Here is a 17,723-nt window from a genome sequence, read left to right as displayed (position 1 = left end):
GCTCACCCGTACTTGAGGCCCGGGATGAGCGCACCCGTCGTCCAGCCGCGGTTGTGGGCGCTGAAGATGTTCACCCCGTACGCGGAGCCGCGCGCCTCGATGGTGCGCCCGTCGCCCAGGCTGATGGCCACGTGGCCGGGGCGGTAGAGGAGCGCGCCGCGCGTGCGCAGGGCCTCGTCCACGGAGATGGTGGTGCCCTTCTGCTTGAAGTACGGCAGCTGGTTCATCGTGCCGTCCGGCACCTTGACGCCCGCCTGGTGGGCCGCCCACTCGACGAGCTCCGAGCAGTCCCACTTCGAGGGGTTCGGGTCATCCATCCGCGTCTCCGCGCCGAAGACGTAGCGGTCCCCGCGCTGCGCGAGCGCCTTCTGCACGAAGGTCTCCGCGCTGCCCTGGGTGCCCGCCGGCGGCGTGGACGGCGGCTTGGTGCCACCCGTCTTGTTCAGCGCGGCCCACGTCTTCGGGCCGACGATTCCGTCCTGCACCAGCCCCTTCGCCTTCTGGAAGGACACCACCGCCGCGTGCGTCTTCGGACCGAAGATGCCGTCGACGGGGCCCGGGTTGAAGCCGGCGGCGGCCAGCTTCTTCTGCATCGTCGTCACCGTCGGGCCCTTGGAGCCCTTCTTCACGGTGGGCGGCGTGGCGGCGGCCGCGGTGGCGGAGGTGGAGACTCGACGCGAACCCGCAGAGGAGACAGTCGACATGAGGGGACCTCCGTTTAATGGGCAAAAACGGTTTCCCTTGTTGTCGGTGAAAGGCTTTGAAAGTTGTCAGGCCCTCCGGGGCACGTCAGGGTTTGGCATTGCGGACCCACCACACCCGGAAGAAATGCAGACGGCGTCCTTGGAAAGTTCCAACCAGCTCGACGTGCTCGTCCATGATTTCGAAGCGGTCTGTCAGCGCGGCGGGAGCGAAGGGGCCATCCTCTTCCACCCAGAGCACATCTTTCCCAGGCGGGATGGGAGGCTCTCCCCAGACATCATATTGGCTGAAGCGGACGGGGCCGGCGGTGCCCACGGGGACGCGGGCGTAGTGTGCGATTTGTGACGCCAGCTGATAGTTGCCGGCGAACACCGCGACGACGCTGTCTGGCTTCATCGCGGGGAAGAGCTTCTCGGGCGTGGACAGCTGGCGGAGCACGTCCCAGCCGTGGGTGCGCCACAGGGCTGTATCGCGCTTGAAGGTCACCACCGGGAAGAACAGGTGCAGCGTCACCGCGAGCACCACCGCGAGCCCGGAGGCGGCCGCCGTGATTTGCCAGGGCCTGCGCATGCCGGCGACGCCCACGCAGACGCTGACATAGGCCATGGTGGTCCAGTTGACCTCGCCGCGCGCGCGGGACGCCGCGTAGCCGAAGAACAGCAGCGGGACGAGCGCCGCCATCCGCAAGAGGAACTGCTCGCGCGGGCCCTTGAACGCATAGACGAACGCGAGGGGGAGGATCACCAGCCCGCCGAAGGCGAGCTGCCCCGCGATGAACTCGCCGAGCGTGCCCCAGCCGCCCTTGCCCTCGAGGCCGTGACGCAGCTGGAACGCGATGCCCACCCACTCATGGCGCGCGTTCCACAGCAGCACCGGGATGAGGCACAGCGCCGCGAGCGCGCCCGTGCCCCACGCGCCTTTCGGCAGGCGGCGCACCTTCATCGCGGTGACGAGGAAGGCCACGCCCAGGAGCACCGCGGGGAACTTGGCGAGCAGCGCGAGCCCGGACGCGACGCCCGCCCACACCCAGCGCTCTTTCCACAGGGCCCAGAGGGCCAGCGTCCAGAGCAAAAGCAGCGGTGAGTCCGGCGTGGCCCAGACGCCGGCCACCATGCCGCCGGGGACCACGCTCCACAGGGCCGCGGCGCTCCAGGCGGCCTGTCGGCTCTGGTACACGTCGCGCGCCAGCCCCCACACCGCGGCAATGGTGCCCGCGCCGCACAGGAGCGCGGTGGCGTGGATGCCGAGCAGGGCGATGAGCCACGCGACGAGGGGAGGGTGGTCGTAGTAGCCCCAGTCGAGCTGCCGCGACCATTGCCAGTAGTAGGCGGTGTCGAAGTAGACGTCGGTGCCGAACGCCAGCACGACCCTCACGATGAGCGCCACGCCCACCAGGGCGATGCACGTCTTGAGTCCGAGGCCGACGGCGTTGGGCGGGGCGGGGGCGAGGGAAACCATGCTCACGTCTTGTCGACAGCGTACCCTGCTCGCGTTCGACAGTGGAGGGTCGGGCCGTTGGGACTTGCTCCGGATGGCCGGGCTCCATATGCCCTGGGTCCGGCAGTTCCCGCCCGGAGACCCCATGGCCACCCATCCTCCGTCGTCCGGCTCCTCCAACCGCCTGGCCCGGGAGCCCTCGCCGTACCTGCGCCAGCACGCCGACAATCCGGTGGACTGGTTCGCCTGGGGCGATGAGGCGCTCGCTCGCGCACGGGCCGAGGACAAGCCCATCCTGCTCTCGGTGGGCTACTCCGCGTGCCATTGGTGTCACGTCATGGCCCACGAGTCCTTCGAGTCGCCCGACACCGCGCGGCTGATGAACGAGGGCTTCATCAACATCAAGGTGGACCGCGAGGAGCGGCCGGACCTGGACCAGATCTACCAGGGCGTGGTGCAGCTGATGGGGCAGGGCGGCGGGTGGCCGCTGACGGTGTTCCTCACGCCGGACTTGAAGCCCTTCTTCGGCGGCACGTACTTCCCGCCGGAGGACCGCTATGGGCGGCCCGGCTTCCCCCGGCTGTTGATGGCGCTGAGGGACGCGTGGGCGAACAAGCGCGAGGAGGTGCTGCGGCAGTCCGAGCAGTTCGCGGAGGGGTTGGGTGAGCTGGCCGCGTATGGCCTGGACGCGGCGCCCGGCGTGTTGTCCGCGGCGGACGTGGTGACGATGGGCAAGCGCATGGTCCAGCAGGTGGACCTGGTGCACGGCGGCTTCGGTGGCGCGCCCAAGTTCCCCAACCCGATGAACTTCTCGCTGCTGCTGCGCGCGTGGCGACGGGGCGGGGGCGAGCCGCTCAAGGACGCGGTGCTGCTCACGTTGGAGCGGATGGCGTTGGGCGGCATCTACGACCAGCTCGGGGGCGGCTTCCATCGCTACTCGGTGGATGCGCGCTGGTTGGTGCCGCACTTCGAGAAGATGCTCTACGACAACGCGCAGCTCGTGCACCTGTACGCGGAGGCCGAGCAGGTGGAGTCGCGTCCGTTGTGGCGCAAGGTGGTGGAGGAGACGGTGGAGTACGTGCGCCGCGAGATGACGGACGCGGGCGGCGGCTTCTATGCGGCGCAGGACGCGGACAGCGAGGGCGAGGAGGGGAAGTTCTTCGTGTGGCGTCCGGAGGAGCTCCACGGCTTGTTGTCGCCGGAGCTCGCGGAGCTGGTGACGCGTCACTTCCACGTCACGCCGCAGGGGAACTTCGAGCACGGGGCCACGGTGTTGGAGGTGGTGGTGCCGGCCGACACGCTGGCGCGGGAGCGAGGGCGACCGGTGGCGGAGGTGGAGCGCGAGCTGGTCGAGGCGCGGCGCGTGTTGTTCGACGCGCGTGAGCACCGGGTGAAGCCGGGGCGGGACGACAAGATTCTGGCGGGGTGGAACGGGCTGATGATTCGCGGGCTGGCACTGGCCGCGCGGGTCTTCGAGCGTCCGGACTGGGCTCGGCTCGCGGTGGCGGCGGCGGACTTCGTGCTGGCGAAGCTGTGGGATGGGACGCGGCTCGCGCGCTCATACCAGGAGGGCGCGGCGCGCATCGACGGGTTCCTCGAGGATTATGGAGACCTCGCCTCGGGGCTGACGGCGCTGTACCAGGCCACGTTCGACGTGAAGTACCTGGAGGCGGCCGAGGCGCTGGTGAAGCGCGCGGTGGAGCTGTTCTGGGACGAGGAGAAGCGGGCGTACTTCACGGCGCCACGGGGACAGAAGGACCTGGTGGTGGCGACGTATGGCCTGTTCGACAACGCGTTCCCCTCGGGGGCGTCCACGTTGACGGAGGCGCAGGTGGCGCTCGTGGCGCTCACGGGCAACGAGCACTCCCTGGAGCTGCCGACGAAGTACGTGGGGAAGATGCGCGAGGGGCTGGTGGCCAACGCGATGGGCTACGGCTACCTGGGGCTCGCGGCGGACGCGCTGCTGGAGGGCGCGGCGGGCGTGACGTTCAGCGGCTCGCGCCAGGCGGTGGCGCCGTTGTTGAGCGCGGCGAACCGCGTCTACGCGCCGACCTTCGCGTTCGGCTGGAAGGAGGCGGGGACGCCCGTGCCCGCGCTCCTGAAGGCGCTGTTCGAGGGACGCGAGCCGGTGGGCGGAAAGGGCGCCGCGTACCTGTGCCGGGGCTTCGTGTGCGAGCTGCCCCGCACGGACGCGGGGGAGCTCGTCGAGCGACTGACGCTGGCGCCCCAGGGGACGTGAGCACGTCCCCCGGAGGTCCGGGCGCTACTTCACCTCGACGACCTTCAGCGTGCCGATGAGGGGCGTGATTTCGGCGTTGCCCTCGTAGCCGAAGGCGAAGTGCGTCGCGTCCGCGACGGGCTGGTTGAACGTGGGGTCCATCTGGGTCCACTCGCCCACGAACGCCTCCACCCACTCGTGCCAGTACAGCGCGGGCACGCCGTCCTGGTTCACCATGTAGATGACGCCGTCCACGCGCCGCGCCGGGATTCCCGCCGCGCGCAGCAGCGCCACGCTCAGCAGCGAGTGCTCCGTGCAGTCACCGCGCTTCTGCCTCAGCACATCCGTCGCCCGGTCCGCGCTGGCGCCGTAGTCCTTCTCCAGGTGCGTGGCCACCCATGTGTTCACCTTCTGCGCGGCGCGGTACGCGTCCTTCTCGTCCCCGATGATTTTCTTCGACTGCTCGCGGATGGCCGGTGCGTCGCTCTCCACCATCAGCGTGGACTTGAGGTTCTCCCCACCGTCCGGGTCTGTCAGCGGCCGGGGCTTGCGGTTCGCCGTCGCGGGCGCCGCGGCCAAGAGCGTCACGTCCACGCCGCCATCCGGCCGGGCCGCGAACTTCTGCCGGTACGTCTCCACGCGGAACTTCTCCGGCAGCCCCTGCACCACCAGCTTCACGTTGCCGGGCACCGCGCGCGCCGCCTCCGGCAGCGGCTTGGGCAGCACCACGCGCGTAAGGCCGAACACCTCCACCAGGTCCATCCGCTTGGCGACGGCCTCCGTCTCCTTGCGCGCCTGCATCGTCTTGCCGAAGTCCACCAGCACCATCTCCCCGCGCTGGGTGACGTAGGAGTCCACCGGCACCTTCTCCTTCTGCGACAGGCTGCTGGCCTTGCCCAGCTTCACCTTCACCCCGTTCAGCGTGCGCTGCTCCGGAGCCTCCACCGTGGTGGACAGGCCGTAGGTCTCCAGGTCCATCCCGTCGAGCGAGAACCCCTCCACCTTCGCCTTGCGCAACAGCGCCACGCGCGCCTGGTCCGTGTCCTCCACGTGCTCCTTCGGGGCGGGCATCAGCGGCAGCACCTCGTCCGCGTAGCCCACGCGCTTGCGCACCACGCGCAGCTTCCCGTCGGACGTCGTCGTGCCCTCCAGCGTCTGGTCTCCGCCATCCCCCCGCTGCGTCACGGTGAAGGACAGCAGCCGGCCACCGGCCTTCGCCTCGTAGACGCGCTCCTCGCGGTGGCTGCGCTCCGACAGGCGCGTGCCCACCATCGCCTTGAACACGAGCTGGTTGACGCTCTTCACCTGGGGCACGTCCCCGGGCACCAGCACCAGGTCCGTGAACAGCCAGCCCACCTTCTTGTCCATCAGGTACAGGCCGAAGAACTCGCCGCCCTGGGGGCGCGGAGCCTTCAGCACGTCGGACGCGTCGGCGGGGAGGGAGACGGACTTCGTGGGCGCCGCGGCCTTGGCGGGCGCGGCGGCCTTCGCGGCCGGCGCGCCTGTCAGCAGGGCACACAGGGCCACGAGGGCCAGGGACATCGGTCGGAGCGTGCGGGTCATCACGCCCCTTCTAACGGGGGAGGCGGGCAAAGTCTTCACCCGCCCCACACCCCGTGCGGTGGACTACAGCCGCTTGGTGAGGATGATGAGGTCGTCGCCCACCTTGTAGAAGTCGCGGATGCGCGCCTCCTCGCCGTACTTCATGGACGCGTAGAAGCCGCGCGTGGGGCCATAGGCCTCCGTGGCGCTCGTCTCCACGCGGATGAGCCGGCCGTTGCGACGGCGCAAATCCCCCTCCATGCCGGACACCAGCGCCGCGCCCACGCCCTGGCCACGCACCTCCGGCGCCGACGCAATCCAGTACAAGTCGTACGTGTCCTCCGTCATCGGCGTGGGGCCGTAACAGACGTAGCCCACCAGCTGACCGGCGCGGTCCGCGACGATGATGGCGTAGTCCGTGTTGCCCGGCTTCAGGGCCTCGCCCACCAACTCGATGGCGACCTCAACCTCCTGCGGCGAGAAGGTTTCGATCTTTCGAATCAGCGCGGCGAGGGGCTCCCGGTCCTTTCCTTCGATGGGACGGATGTCCATAGGCTCTTTCGGTAGCGACCTCCACCAGCCGGGAGGCCAGCGCGGCGTAGTCCAGGCCCGCGGCTGCCGCGGCCCTGGCGAACCCGGCTCCCGGATGGAGGTCGCAGTTGGGGTTGATATCGATGACGTAGGGCACGCCCTCCGGGGACACCCGGAGATCGACCCGGCCATAGTCCTGACAATCGAGTGCTGCGAAGGCTTCCAGCGCGACCTGCACACAACGAGCTTCCAGCGCCGCATCCACCTGGCACGGCCCGGCGGGCGTATCCCGATACTCGTCGGAGCCCGCCTCCCACTTGGCGCTGTACGACACGATGTTCGGCCGGTCCTCGAAGGTCCGACCGAAGTGGATTTCCGTCAACGGCAGCGCGCGGCGCGGCTGGTTGCCGAGCAGCGGCACGTAGATTTCACGGCCGGGGATGAACTGCTCCACCAGCGCCGGCTGATGGTACTCGCGCAGCACCCGCTCGCAGGCGCGCACCAGCGCCCCTCGCTCGTGCACCACCGAGTCCCCGCTGATGCCCATGCTGGCGTCCTCGCGCGCGGGCTTCACGATGAGGGGCCAGGACAGGTCCACCGCCAGCGCGTCCTCCAGCCGCTCCACCACCCGGAAGCCCGGGGTGGACACGCCGCGCGCGCAGAGCAGCTCCTTCGCCTTGGGCTTGTGCAGCGCCAGTCCCAGCGAGAGGGCGGACGAGCCCGTATAGGCCAGGCCCAGCGCGTCCAGCAGACACGGGACGGCCATCTCCCCGCGGCTGTCGGCGGCGAGCGACTCGCAGAGGTTGATGACCAGGTCCGGCTGACGCCGCCGCAGCGTGTCCACGAAGTCCAGCCGGTCGCCCTCGATGGCGAGCGGCTCGGCGACGGTGTCACCCTTCGTGAGGGCCTCGGCGAGCGCCGCGGCGACCCGCACCACGTCCTCGCGGGCTTCCCGGCCCGGGTCATCCTGGAGGAGCTCGTGGTCGCGGTTGTGCAGCAGAATGATGTGCATTCGGAGGTGCCGGAGGGTTAGCACGTCCCTCGGTCCTCGCCCAGTCCGCAGGTGACGGTTGGTTACCTCCTGGGCTACCTCCCGCCAGGGCTTGAAGTACGGTGGAATACCTCCCGTGGGGGTATCCAGGAGTATGGAAAGGGCATCATGCGCATCCGCGACCCCATCCACGGCACCATCCCGGTGAGCGACGCCGAGAAGGCCGTCATCGACAGCCGGCACTACCAGCGGTTGCGCTATGTGCGGCAGCTCGGCTTCGGCGACCTGGCCTTCCCGGGGGCGACGCACACCCGTCACATCCATTCGTTGGGGGCCATGCACGTCGCCGCGCGGGTGTTCGCCGCGGTGGCCTCGCGCTCCACGCTGCCCGAGGACGTGCGCGAGCGCTTCTCCACCGCGGTGCGTCTGGCCGTGCTGTGTCATGACCTGGGCCACATGCCGCTGTCGCACGCCTCCGAGCGCATCGCCCCGAAGCGCTCGCTCCTGCGGCTGCCGGGTTGGCTGGACTCCGCGGCCGAGGGCGAGCAGGCCACCCACGAGGACTACACGGCGAAAATCCTGCTCGACAGCTCGCTGACGCCCATCATCGAGCGCGAGTTCGGACGGCTCGGCATCACCCCCATGGCGGCGGTGGCGCTGATTACCGGCGCGCGCCCGCCCAAGGACCCGGGCTTCACCTGGCAGTGCGTGGACTGGGCGCCGTTGTTGCGCGCCATCGTCTCAGGCGAGCTGGACGCGGACCGCATGGACTACCTGCTGCGTGACTCCTTCTACACGGGGGTGAACTACGGCCGGTACGACATGGATTGGATCATCAACAACCTCAATCCAGCGGTGAAGGACGGACGGGCCTATCTGGCGTTGAGCCGCGCGGCGGCGTTCGCCTTCGAGGACTTCCTGCTCAGCCGCTACCACATGTTCGTGTCGGTCTATCTGCACCACACGTCGGTCAGCTTCGACTACATGCTGCGGCGCTACTACGAGGAGTCGCCGGGCGAGTTCGAGATTCCCTCGGACCCGGAGGCGTTCCTGCTCTGTGACGACTCGGCGCTCTGGTACACGCTGCGCCGCTCGCGCAACCGGTGGGCCCAGCGCATCATCACGCGTCAGGGGTTCAAGCTGCTGGCGCAGTTCACCGAGCGCGACGCCGGGTATGACTTGGACGTGCTGAGGAGCGCACTCGTCTCGTCGGGCTTCGAGCACTACGTCGTCGAGTCGGTGAACGTGCTCAGCAAGTACGCCTCCGGGCCCACGGGCACGGGGCCGAGCCTCTTCATCATCGACGCCTCGACAGGTCGGCTGACGGAGGTGGCGCGCTACACGCCGCTGTATCAGCGCTACAGTGGAGCGGTGCGCCTCACCCGGCTGTATGTGAGGCCGGACCAGTCGGCCGCGGCGCACGAGCTGATGGGCCAGCTGTTGGGCCAGGCGGTGCAAACATGAGCGAGCGACTTCCCGGTCTGGGCCTCGGCCTGGACCTGCAGCATGTCCCCAGTGAGCCGCGGGGCTCCGCCGTGGCGCTGTTGTACCGACGCGTGGGCGCGGGCGTGGAGGTGTACTGGGTGAAGCGCGGCAAGGCGCTGGCCTTCGCTGGCGGCTTCTATGCGTTCCCCGGTGGGAAGCTGGACGCGGCGGACGCGCAGGTGCCGGTGCGGGGTGCCACGGGCGAGGAGGCCGCGCTGCGCTCGGCGGCGGCGCGAGAGCTGTTCGAGGAGGCGGGCGTGCTGGTGGCCGAGGGCGCCGAGGCGCTCTCGCGGGAGACGCTGGACGCCCTGCGCAAGGCGTTGCTCGCGGGGAAGCTCGGGTGGGGTGAGTTGCTGCGCGCCGAGGGGCTGGCGCTGCGCTCGGATGACTTCCGGGGCGCGGGGCGGTGGATTACGCCGCCGTCGGTGCCGGTGCGCTTCGACACGCACTTCTACCTGGTGGAGCTGCCGCCCAAGGCGCGCGCGGAGCTGTGGCCGGGAGAGCTGTCGGAGGGGGCGTGGATCGCGCCGGAGGCGGCGCTGGCGCGGTGGAACGACGGCACGGCGCTGCTGCATCCTCCCGCGGTGCACGCGCTCCAGGTGCTGGGCTCGTTCAAGGACGAGGCGGACGCTCGGGCGCGGCTGATGACGCCGCCGTACTGCCCTGGCTACATCTCGCAGCGCATCGAGTTCCAGAAGGGCGTGCGCGTGGTGGCGCTGGAGACGGCCACGCTGCCGCCGGCGACGCACACCAACGCGTATGTGCTGGGCAACGGCGAGCTGCTGCTGGTGGACCCGGGCTCCGGGGACGTGAAGCAGTACGCGAAGCTCTTGTCGGTCGTGTCGAGCCTGAAGGCGGAAGGGTGCAAGCCGGTGGCGGTGGTGCTGACGCATCACCACGGCGACCACGTGGGCGGGGCGCGCGCGGTGAAGGAGCGGCTGGGGATTCCGCTCTGGTGCCATGCGAAGACGGCGGAGTGGCTCGACTTCCCCGTCGAGCGGCTGCTGGAGGATGGCGAGGTGTTGGAGCTGGCTGGGGAGGTGCCGCAGCGTTGGCGCGTGTTGCACACGCCCGGGCATGCGCGGGGACACCTGTGTCTGGTGGATGAGCGCAGTCGCTCGGCGGTGGTGGGCGACATGGTGGCTGGCGTGGGCTCCATCGTCATCGACCCGCCCGAGGGCAACATGCGTGACTACCTGGCGCAGCTCGCCCGACTGCGCGACTGGCCTGTCACGACGATGTACCCGGCGCATGGTCAGCCGCTGCCGGATGGTCCCGCGAAGCTCCAGGAGTATTTGAATCACCGCGCCCAGCGCGAGGCGCTCATCTTCGACGCCGTGCCCGTGGAGGGCGTCTCGCTGGCCGAGGTGGTGGAGCGCGCGTACGCGGACACGCCGCCAGTGATGCACCCGGTGGCGGAGCGCAGCGCGCTGGCCACGCTGGAGAAGCTGGTGGCCGAGGGCCGCGTGCGCGAGGAGTCGGCTCGCTACTTCCGGCAGGGGAGCTAGGCGCGCCGCATCGTCGGGCACTCACCGCACGCCCCGGTGAGGTCCGATTGGAAGAGGTCACCTGGGAGCGTGCCCGCAGGTGCTTCTAGAAACGCCCGATGAGACCGAAGCGGGGCCCGTGCTCGGTCATCCCCGCCACGGGCAGCAGCCGCACGCCGGTGTCCGCGCGCGTGGGCGCCACGGGCTTCACGGCCGATTGCGACTGATGCGACAGCTCGTAGCCGGTGGTGGCTCCGACGACGGGCAGGAAGAGCAGCAGCGCGGAGATGGCCTTGTCGTCGTCGGCCCCGAGCACGAGCGAGCCCAGCAGCGCGCCGCCCCAGCCCACGAGACTTCCTCCGACGGTGGCGAGGATGGTGCCCTTGCCGCCCATCAGCCGCCCGCCCGCCCACGTCCCCGCGGGTACGCCGATGACGACGCCGGTGAGGCCCCCCACCAGCGAGACGACGTTGCACTCGTCACAGCCCACCGTGGGCGCGCCCAGCAGGTAGCCCACCACGAGCCCCACCGCGCCGCCCGCGATGCCTCCCGCGGTGCCTCCCACGAACTCCACCGCGATGCGCGGCACCGGGTCCTCCACGGCCACCTTGCGGCTGGGCCGGGCGTCCTCCGCCACCTGCGTCCCCGAGTCGTCGTCCGTGGGCGTGCCCTGCGTCTGCCCACGCGAGCCCTCGTCGGCGTCCTCGTCCGAGTCCACCTTGTCACCCGGGGACACGGGGACGAGCGGCGGGGGCGTCAGCTCGGGCGCGGGGCGCTTCGCGGGCTCGTCCTCCGAGACGTGCTGACCCCAGGCGGGGCCCGTGCTCAGAAGGAGCAGACCCACCAGGAGGACAGGATGCGCGCGCGAAAGCCTCACCCGCACACGCTACCGCAAGGCGGGGGTACTCGTCGCGTCAACTGGCGGACACCTCGGTGACGCGCTCGGAACGGGCCCGGCGACGCAGCAGCACCAGGGCCAGCGGCGCGGCGGCCAGCAGCACCTGGGGCACGAGCGAGAGCAGGTCCGGATAGATGCCCAACAGGTCGATGGTGATGAAGCTCACCGGATAGAGCGGCAGCGCGCCCACCTCCTGCAGCGAGTGCAGGCCCTTGCCCAACAGCATCACCGCGGTGACGACGAGCACCACCGTGGAGACGTTGAAGAGCGTCTTCATGGGCAGCCGGAAGCCGAGCCGGTTGATGAACAGCACCAGGACGACCAGGGCCACCGCGCCCACCAGCGTGCCCCAGGCCACACCCGCGGGCGAGTCCAGCGCCAGGCCCTGCAGGAAGATGGCGGTCTCGAAGCTCTCGCGCAGCACGGCGGTGAAGGCGATGAGGAACAGGCCGAGCAGGCTGCCTCGCCCCAGCGCGCCCTTCATCTTCTCGCGCAGCTCCCCCATGAACTGGCTCATGTTGGAGCGCGCGTTGAGCCACAGCGCCGCGTACAGCAGCATGCCCACGGCCACGAGCGCGGCCACGCCCTCCATCCACTCGCGCTCGGCGCCGGCCAGCAGGTGGCGGCCCAGCGCGTAGGCGACGGCGCCCACCACCAGCGCGGACATCCACCCGGCGTGCACCACGCGCACGTGCTCGGTGGCCTTCATCTTCTTCAGGGCCGCCAGGAGCGCGGCGACGATGATGGCCGCCTCGAAGCCCTCGCGCAGCAGGATGAACACGGTGAGCCACAGCGTGGACACCAGGTCCGCCGCGCTGCCGCTGTCCCGGCGCGCCTGGTCGAGCAGGGCGATCAGCTCACGGCCCTCGTCCTGCAATCGCGGGCTGCCGTTCTCCGCCGCCAGGCGCGCCTTCAGGAAGCCCTGCTCCAGCTTGAGCACCAGCGCGGAGTCGCGCGAGGTCAGCTTGGGCTCCACGGGCTCCAGTCCGTTGAGGTACGCATCCAGGAGCGCGGCCTTCGCGGCGGACGCGTTGCCCGAGGCGCCCTGTCGCATGGCCTCCTGCACGCCGTCGCGCGCGGCCATCAGCGAGCGCTCCTCGTCCACCTGGGGCAGCTCGCGGCGCAGGCACGCGAGCTTGTCGGCGCCGAAGTCCTTCACCAGCTCGTCGTCGGTGGTGTTCGCCAGGCGCTCCAGCGACGCGCGCGGAGGTGTCCCCTCGCACGGCGGCTGGCGCAGGGTGAAGGCGAAGAACGCGAGCGACCAGCGCTCGTCCTCCGTCAGCGTGGGGAAGGCGGGCATCGCGGTGCCCGGCACGCCGAAGCTGGTGGTGTTGAACGCCTTGTAGGGCGTGAGTCCGCCCATCAGCTCCGCGTCCTGGAAGTTGGCGGGCGCGGGCTCCATCGTCGCGGCGATGGGCAGGTTGGCGCTGCCGTCCGCGGCGTGGCAGGCCGCGCAGTTCGTCTGGAAGAGCTCGGCGCCGCGCTTGAGGTCCGGCGGGTGACGGGGGCTGCGCGCGAGCCCACCCACGAGCACCAGGTCCTGCACCAGCGCTCCGCAGTCGCGGCTGACGCCCTCGGGGTCCTTCGACTGGTCCACGCGGGCTTGGATGGCCTTCACGCGGGGGACGAAGATGGAGGCCTGCGCGCCCAGTTCCTGGGCCGCGGACACTGCCTCCGCCGCGAAGCTCTTCTGCTCCTCCAGCTCGAACGCGGACTGCGACTCGATGGCGGCCGGGTAGTCCGCCTCCAGGTACTGGAGGATTCCCACCAGCCGATGCCAGGTCCGCTCATCCGCGCCGTTCTCGGCGGCGAGGGCCGACCCGGACACCATGAAGAGCAGGACGAGGACGACGCGGACCGCATGATTCATGCGTCCCGTCTACCAGTGGGGCCCCGTCGTTTCAATTCTGCGACTCAATCTCAAGATGTGGACTTCAGGCGGGAGTTGGAAGGCCTGGAATGGGAGTGAGGTTGCCCAGGGCTGTCCACCGTTCGACTTCCAGCGAGTGGATGCGGAGCCGGGCGATGCGCCAGTCCCCACCCCGCAGGCGGCCGAGGGCGAGCGAGGCCACGGTGAGCGCGCCGATGGAGACGGCGCCGATGGCGAGCGCGCCCAGGCCGGTGGCGCCGATGGCGGTGGCTCCGACGGCGAGCGCGCGGAGGGCGCGCGGGCGGAAGCGGCGCTGACGTTGCTGGGCCTCGAGCTGACGGGAGAGGCGAGCGAGGGTGGTGGTGTTGGCGAGGGTGAGTGCGGCGCCGAGCAGGGAAGCGGCGCGCCAGGGCAGGCGGGGCGCGGGGAGCCAGGGGCTCGGCGTGAGTCCGGGGACGAGGGAGGGGCGCATGCCGTTCCAGGTGCACACGGCGCGGGAGCGAGACAAAGCCGAGGACAGATGCCCCGTTGCTCGACAAGGGAGCAGCGGCGTCAGCGCTCGTAGGTGAGGAACGCGTACGGAGGTGCTGACTCCGGATGCTGTTCCTCCTCGATGAGCCGCCAGCCGGACAGGTCCACCTCGGGGAAGCGCGTGTCGCCCGGATAGTCCCGCGCGATTCGTGTGAGGTAGAGCCGCTGGATGCGGTCCATCGTCTGCGCGTAGAGGTCCGCGCCCCCGGCGATGAAGACCTCGTCGTCGCCTCGGGCCTCGGCCTGTTGGAGCGCCTCCTCCACCGAGTGAGCCACCGTGACTGCCGGCGGCGCGAAGTCCTTCTGCCGCGTGACGACGATGAACGTGCGCCCAGGCAGCGGCCGGCCGATGGACTCGTACGTCTTGCGGCCCATGACGAGCGTGTGGCCCAGGGTGAGCCGCTTGAAGCGCGCCAGGTCCGCGGGCAGTCGCCACGGGAGCTGATTGTCCGCGCCGATGACCCGGTTCGACGCCAGCGCGACGATGGCCGACAGCCTCATACGGCCACGGGCGCCTTGATGGCGGGGTGGGGCTCGTAGCCCTCGAGTGTGAAGTCCTCGTACCGGAACGCGAAGAGGTCCTTCACCTCGGGGTTGAGCTTCAGGCGTGGCAGCGCACGCGGCGCGCGCGCGAGCTGCTCGCGGGCCTGCTCCACATGGTTGAGGTACAGGTGCGCGTCGCCAATCGTGTGGATGAACTCGTGTGCGACGAGGCCCGTCGCCTGCGCCACCATCATCGTCAGCGCCGAGTACGACGCGATGTTGAAGGGCAGCCCGAGGAACAGGTCCGCGCTGCGCTGGTACAGCTGGCAGGACAGCTTCCCGTCGGCCACGTAGAACTGGAAGAGCACGTGGCACGGCGGCAGCTTCATGCCCGGCAGGTCCGCCACGTTCCACGCGCTGACGATGTGCCGGCGCGAGTCCGGGTTCTTCTCCAGCCCGTCGACCAGCGCCTTCATCTGGTCGAGGTGTCCACCGTCCGGCGCGCTCCAGGAGCGCCACTGGTGTCCATACACGGGGCCGAGCTTCCCCTCGGCGTCGGCCCACTCATCCCAGATGGTGACGCCTTGTGCCTGCAGCGTGCGCACGTTGGTGTCACCCGCGAGAATCCACAGCAGCTCGTGGAGGATGGACTTCACGTGCAGCTTCTTCGTGGTGACGAGCGGAAAGCCCTGCGTCAAATCGAACCGCAGCTGGGGGCCGAAGACACTCAGCGTGCCGGTGCCGGTGCGGTCGCCCTTCTTCGTCCCGTGCTTCAGGACTTGGTCCAGCAGGTTCAGGTAGGGCTGCATGGGGCCCAGGCGTCTATGGCTTCGTCACCCCCCGAGGCAAGCACGAACGAAGCGGTCTGCCAGCAACCCTGCAATCTCGCACGGTTCCGCGCATGCCCTTCGGATTGGACGTCCGACGCGTCCCGCCGGTAGAAGCCAAGCCCATGAAAATCTACACGAAGCGCGGAGACGCCGGAGATACCGGTCTATTCGGGGGCGGCCGTGTCCCGAAGGATGACGTGCGCGTGGATGCCTACGGCGAGGTGGACGAGCTGAACGCGACGCTGGGTCTGGTGCGCGGCTTCTCCCCGCCGCCGGAGCTGGACGCGATGCTCCACCGGCTGCAGGACCAGCTCTTCACCGTGGGCGCGGTGATGGCGACGCCCATCGACGCGAAGGCCGCCTCGCACCTGCCTCCGCTGAAGGAGAGCTGGGTGACGGACATGGAGAACGCCATGGACCGGTTCGACAGCGAGCTGCCGAAGATGACGCACTTCATCCTGCCCGGAGGCACGCAGGCCGCGGCCGCGCTGCACCTGGCTCGCACGGTGTGCCGCCGCGCGGAGCGCCGCGCCGTCCCGCTGCTGCGCGAGGGGACGATTCCCAAGGACGTGGGGGTCTTCCTCAACCGGCTCTCCGACCTGCTCTTCGTCATGGCGCGCGTGGCGAACCACCGCGCGGATGTGCAGGACGTGAAGTGGATTCCGGAGAAGCCGTCCGAGTCCTAGTCCCTTCAAGGCGTCGCTTTGCTCCCCACCGCTCCGCTTCGTGACCTCGCCCGCTCGGTGGGCTTCGACCTGGTGGGCTTCGCCCGCGCGGAGCCCATCGAGCCTCGCTTCCTCCTGAGCTGGCTGGAGGCGGGCTATGCGGCGGACATGGACTGGATGAGCGAGCGGGCGGAGGAGCGCCTGGACGTCGACCGGCTCCTGCCGGGCGCGAAGACGGTCATCTCCTTCGTCAACAACTACTACCGCGACGAGGAGCCGTCGAAGGGCTCGCCCATCGCCCGGTACGCGCGGGGGCGCGACTACCACTCCACGCTGCGCGACCGGATGAAGGCGTTCCGCAAGGCCATCATCCAGAGGGCGCCGGGGCTGGGGACGTACGGGAGCGTGGACAGCGGCCCGCTGATGGAGAAGGTGTGGGCCGCGCGCGCGGGCCTGGGCTACGTGGGCAAGAACGGGTGTTTCATCACCGAGCCCTTCGGCTCGTGGGTGCTGCTCGCCACGCTCGTCATCGACGCGGAGGTGGACGAATACGCGGACGGCCCCGCGGCGGACCGGTGCGGCGCGTGTCGGCGGTGTCTGGTGTCGTGTCCCACGGGCGCGCTGGTGGGCAACAGCCAGGTGAACGCGGGGGCGTGTCTGTCCTACCAGACCATCGAGAACCGCGAGCGCGAGGTGCCCGAGCCATTTCGTTTCAAGTTCAACAACCTCATCTTCGGGTGCGACATCTGTCAGCAGGTGTGTCCGTTGAACCGCAAGCCTGTGTTCGCGGAGCACCCGCGCTTCGCGCCGCGCGCGGTGGCGGAGCTGGGCACGCTGGAGCTGGCGGGGCTGACGACGGCGCAGTACGAGCAGCTCATCCCGGGGACGGCGCTGGCGCGCGCACGCTACGACGTGCTGCGCCGCAACGCCGTGTACGCGCTGGGGGTGGCCAGACAGGCGGACGCGCGGCACCTGCTCGAAAAGCTCAGCGACGATTCGAGCGAATTGGTACGTAGCGCGGCTCAATGGGCTCTGCGCCAGCTGGTCCCCTGAACTCCTCCACGCCTTCGTTGCGCGGCGTCTACGCCGCCCTCCTCATCCAGGTCCTCATCAGCGCGGGGACGTACCTCGCCGCGAAGCGGGCCATGGCGGAGCTGCCGCCGCTCACGGTGGTGTTCTGGCGCTTCATGCTCAGCGGGCTCGTGTTCGTCGCGCTGCTGTTGCTCGTGCCCGGCCCCAAGCTGCCTCCGCGTCACGCCTGGGGCCGCATCCTGTTCCTGGGGCTCATGGCGGGCCCGGTGAACCAGCTGTTCTTCTTCACCGGGCTGTCGCGCTCCACCGCCGCGCACGGCGCGCTCTTGTATTCGCTCATGCCACTGGGCGTGTACGTGCTGAGCCTCGCGCGAGGGCAGGAGCGGGCCTCGACGCGGACGCTCGCGGGCATCACCGTGGCGTTCGTGGGCGTGGTGGTGCTGCTGTTGGGGCGCGGCCTGGCGGAGGCGCGCGGCTCGCTCACGGGCGACCTGCTCATCCTCTGCGCGGTGATGGCGTGGGTGGTCTACACGACGGAGGGCAAGCCCTTCGTCGCCATCCACGGGCCCCTGCGGGCCACGGCGTGGTGCATGACGATGGCCACGGTGATGATGCTGCCGTTCGCGCCGTTCGTCGCGAACCCGGAGGCGCTCGTGGCCACGAGCACGGTGGCCAAGGGCTGCATCGTCTACCTGGGCCTGCTGACGTCGGTGGTCGCGTACGTGCTCTGGTACTACGCGCTGTCGAAGGTGTCGGCGTCGAAGGTGGCCATCTTCTCCAACCTCCAGCCCGCCGCCACGGCGCTGGCCGCGTGGGCCCTGCTGGACGAGTCCCTGCACTGGGAGATTGCCGTGGGCGGCGTGCTGGTGCTCGCGGGCGTGCGGCTCACGCAGACCGCCGTCACCCGACCGCCACCGCTCGCGCCCGCGGCGGACCGTCCGGCGACCTGAGGGCCTTTTTCTTTCGGGCAGCGCTTTCGTGGTGCCGAGGGGGCCTTTGGAGGGATGTTAAGCATTCTTGA

The 17,723-nt window shown here is 70.0% G+C and carries 16 protein-coding genes; 6 read left to right on the top strand and 10 right to left on the bottom strand.

Annotated features, from left to right (window positions below; genetic code table 11):
* Positions 1-2: 2 nt before the first annotated feature.
* Positions 3-704, bottom strand: coding sequence for a C40 family peptidase (locus tag LXT21_RS25310; protein ID WP_254040754.1), 702 nt, complete (start codon positions 702-704; stop codon positions 3-5).
* Between the two features lie 85 nt (positions 705-789).
* Complete coding sequence (locus tag LXT21_RS25305; RefSeq protein ID WP_254040753.1) at positions 790-2,160, bottom strand: ArnT family glycosyltransferase; 1,371 nt, start codon at positions 2,158-2,160, stop codon at positions 790-792.
* Between the two features lie 124 nt (positions 2,161-2,284).
* Here LXT21_RS25305 and LXT21_RS25300 point away from each other — a divergent pair, with 124 nt between their 5' ends.
* Positions 2,285-4,378, top strand: a complete 2,094-nt coding sequence (locus LXT21_RS25300) for a thioredoxin domain-containing protein (protein WP_254040752.1) — start codon at positions 2,285-2,287, stop codon at positions 4,376-4,378.
* A 24-nt stretch (positions 4,379-4,402) separates the two neighbouring features.
* Here LXT21_RS25300 and LXT21_RS25295 read toward each other — a convergent pair whose 3' ends face one another.
* The 3 genes from LXT21_RS25295 to LXT21_RS25285 form a co-directional block, all read right to left on the bottom strand.
* On the bottom strand, positions 4,403-5,920 hold the full coding sequence (locus tag LXT21_RS25295; RefSeq protein WP_254040751.1) for a transglutaminase-like domain-containing protein: 1,518 nt from the start codon (positions 5,918-5,920) through the stop codon (positions 4,403-4,405).
* Positions 5,921-5,983: 63 nt separating this feature from the next.
* Positions 5,984-6,346, bottom strand: a complete 363-nt coding sequence (locus tag LXT21_RS25290) for a GNAT family N-acetyltransferase (protein ID WP_254040750.1) — start codon at positions 6,344-6,346, stop codon at positions 5,984-5,986.
* A gap of 16 nt (positions 6,347-6,362) precedes the next feature.
* Positions 6,363-7,442, bottom strand: coding sequence for a D-alanine--D-alanine ligase family protein (locus LXT21_RS25285; RefSeq protein WP_254040749.1), 1,080 nt, complete (start codon positions 7,440-7,442; stop codon positions 6,363-6,365).
* A 147-nt stretch (positions 7,443-7,589) separates the two neighbouring features.
* Here LXT21_RS25285 and LXT21_RS25280 point away from each other — a divergent pair, with 147 nt between their 5' ends.
* Positions 7,590-8,885, top strand: a complete 1,296-nt coding sequence (locus LXT21_RS25280; protein WP_254040748.1) for an HD domain-containing protein — start codon at positions 7,590-7,592, stop codon at positions 8,883-8,885.
* On the top strand, positions 8,882-10,414 hold the full coding sequence (locus LXT21_RS25275) for an MBL fold metallo-hydrolase (protein ID WP_254040747.1): 1,533 nt from the start codon (positions 8,882-8,884) through the stop codon (positions 10,412-10,414). Before LXT21_RS25280 ends, LXT21_RS25275 begins: the two co-directional genes overlap by 4 nt.
* 85 nt (positions 10,415-10,499) lie before the next feature.
* Here LXT21_RS25275 and LXT21_RS25270 read toward each other — a convergent pair whose 3' ends face one another.
* The 5 genes from LXT21_RS25270 to LXT21_RS25250 form a co-directional block, all read right to left on the bottom strand.
* Positions 10,500-11,237 (bottom strand): GlsB/YeaQ/YmgE family stress response membrane protein, encoded by a 738-nt coding sequence (locus tag LXT21_RS25270; protein WP_254040746.1) that lies wholly within the window; start codon positions 11,235-11,237, stop codon positions 10,500-10,502.
* 70 nt (positions 11,238-11,307) lie between these two features.
* Positions 11,308-13,161 carry a cytochrome c/FTR1 family iron permease gene (locus LXT21_RS25265; protein ID WP_254040745.1) on the bottom strand — a complete coding sequence of 618 codons (1,854 nt, stop codon included), beginning with the start codon at positions 13,159-13,161 and terminating at the stop codon, positions 11,308-11,310.
* A gap of 64 nt (positions 13,162-13,225) precedes the next feature.
* A complete protein-coding gene (locus LXT21_RS25260) occupies positions 13,226-13,633 on the bottom strand; it encodes a hypothetical protein (protein ID WP_254040744.1) in 408 nt (135 codons plus the stop codon).
* A gap of 80 nt (positions 13,634-13,713) precedes the next feature.
* A complete protein-coding gene (locus tag LXT21_RS25255) occupies positions 13,714-14,193 on the bottom strand; it encodes a dihydrofolate reductase (RefSeq protein WP_254040743.1) in 480 nt (159 codons plus the stop codon).
* Complete coding sequence (locus LXT21_RS25250) at positions 14,190-14,984, bottom strand: thymidylate synthase (RefSeq protein WP_254040742.1); 795 nt, start codon at positions 14,982-14,984, stop codon at positions 14,190-14,192. Before LXT21_RS25250 ends, LXT21_RS25255 begins: the two co-directional genes overlap by 4 nt.
* A gap of 143 nt (positions 14,985-15,127) precedes the next feature.
* Here LXT21_RS25250 and LXT21_RS25245 point away from each other — a divergent pair, with 143 nt between their 5' ends.
* Genes LXT21_RS25245 through LXT21_RS25235 form a run of 3 tightly spaced genes read left to right on the top strand, consistent with a single transcriptional unit; the run spans position 15,128 to position 17,652 of the window.
* Positions 15,128-15,691, top strand: a complete 564-nt coding sequence (locus LXT21_RS25245) for a cob(I)yrinic acid a,c-diamide adenosyltransferase (protein WP_254040741.1) — start codon at positions 15,128-15,130, stop codon at positions 15,689-15,691.
* An 18-nt stretch (positions 15,692-15,709) separates the two neighbouring features.
* Positions 15,710-16,723 carry a tRNA epoxyqueuosine(34) reductase QueG gene (queG, locus tag LXT21_RS25240; RefSeq protein ID WP_254040740.1) on the top strand — a complete coding sequence of 338 codons (1,014 nt, stop codon included), beginning with the start codon at positions 15,710-15,712 and terminating at the stop codon, positions 16,721-16,723.
* A complete protein-coding gene (locus LXT21_RS25235; protein WP_254040739.1) occupies positions 16,696-17,652 on the top strand; it encodes a DMT family transporter in 957 nt (318 codons plus the stop codon). Before queG ends, LXT21_RS25235 begins: the two co-directional genes overlap by 28 nt.
* Positions 17,653-17,723: the final 71 nt, after the last annotated feature.

Source organism: Myxococcus guangdongensis (genome assembly GCF_024198255.1).
Lineage (GTDB): Bacteria > Myxococcota > Myxococcia > Myxococcales > Myxococcaceae > Myxococcus > Myxococcus guangdongensis.
Note: the sequence above shows the minus strand (reverse complement) of the source record. Positions and strands in the feature narration are given on the sequence as shown.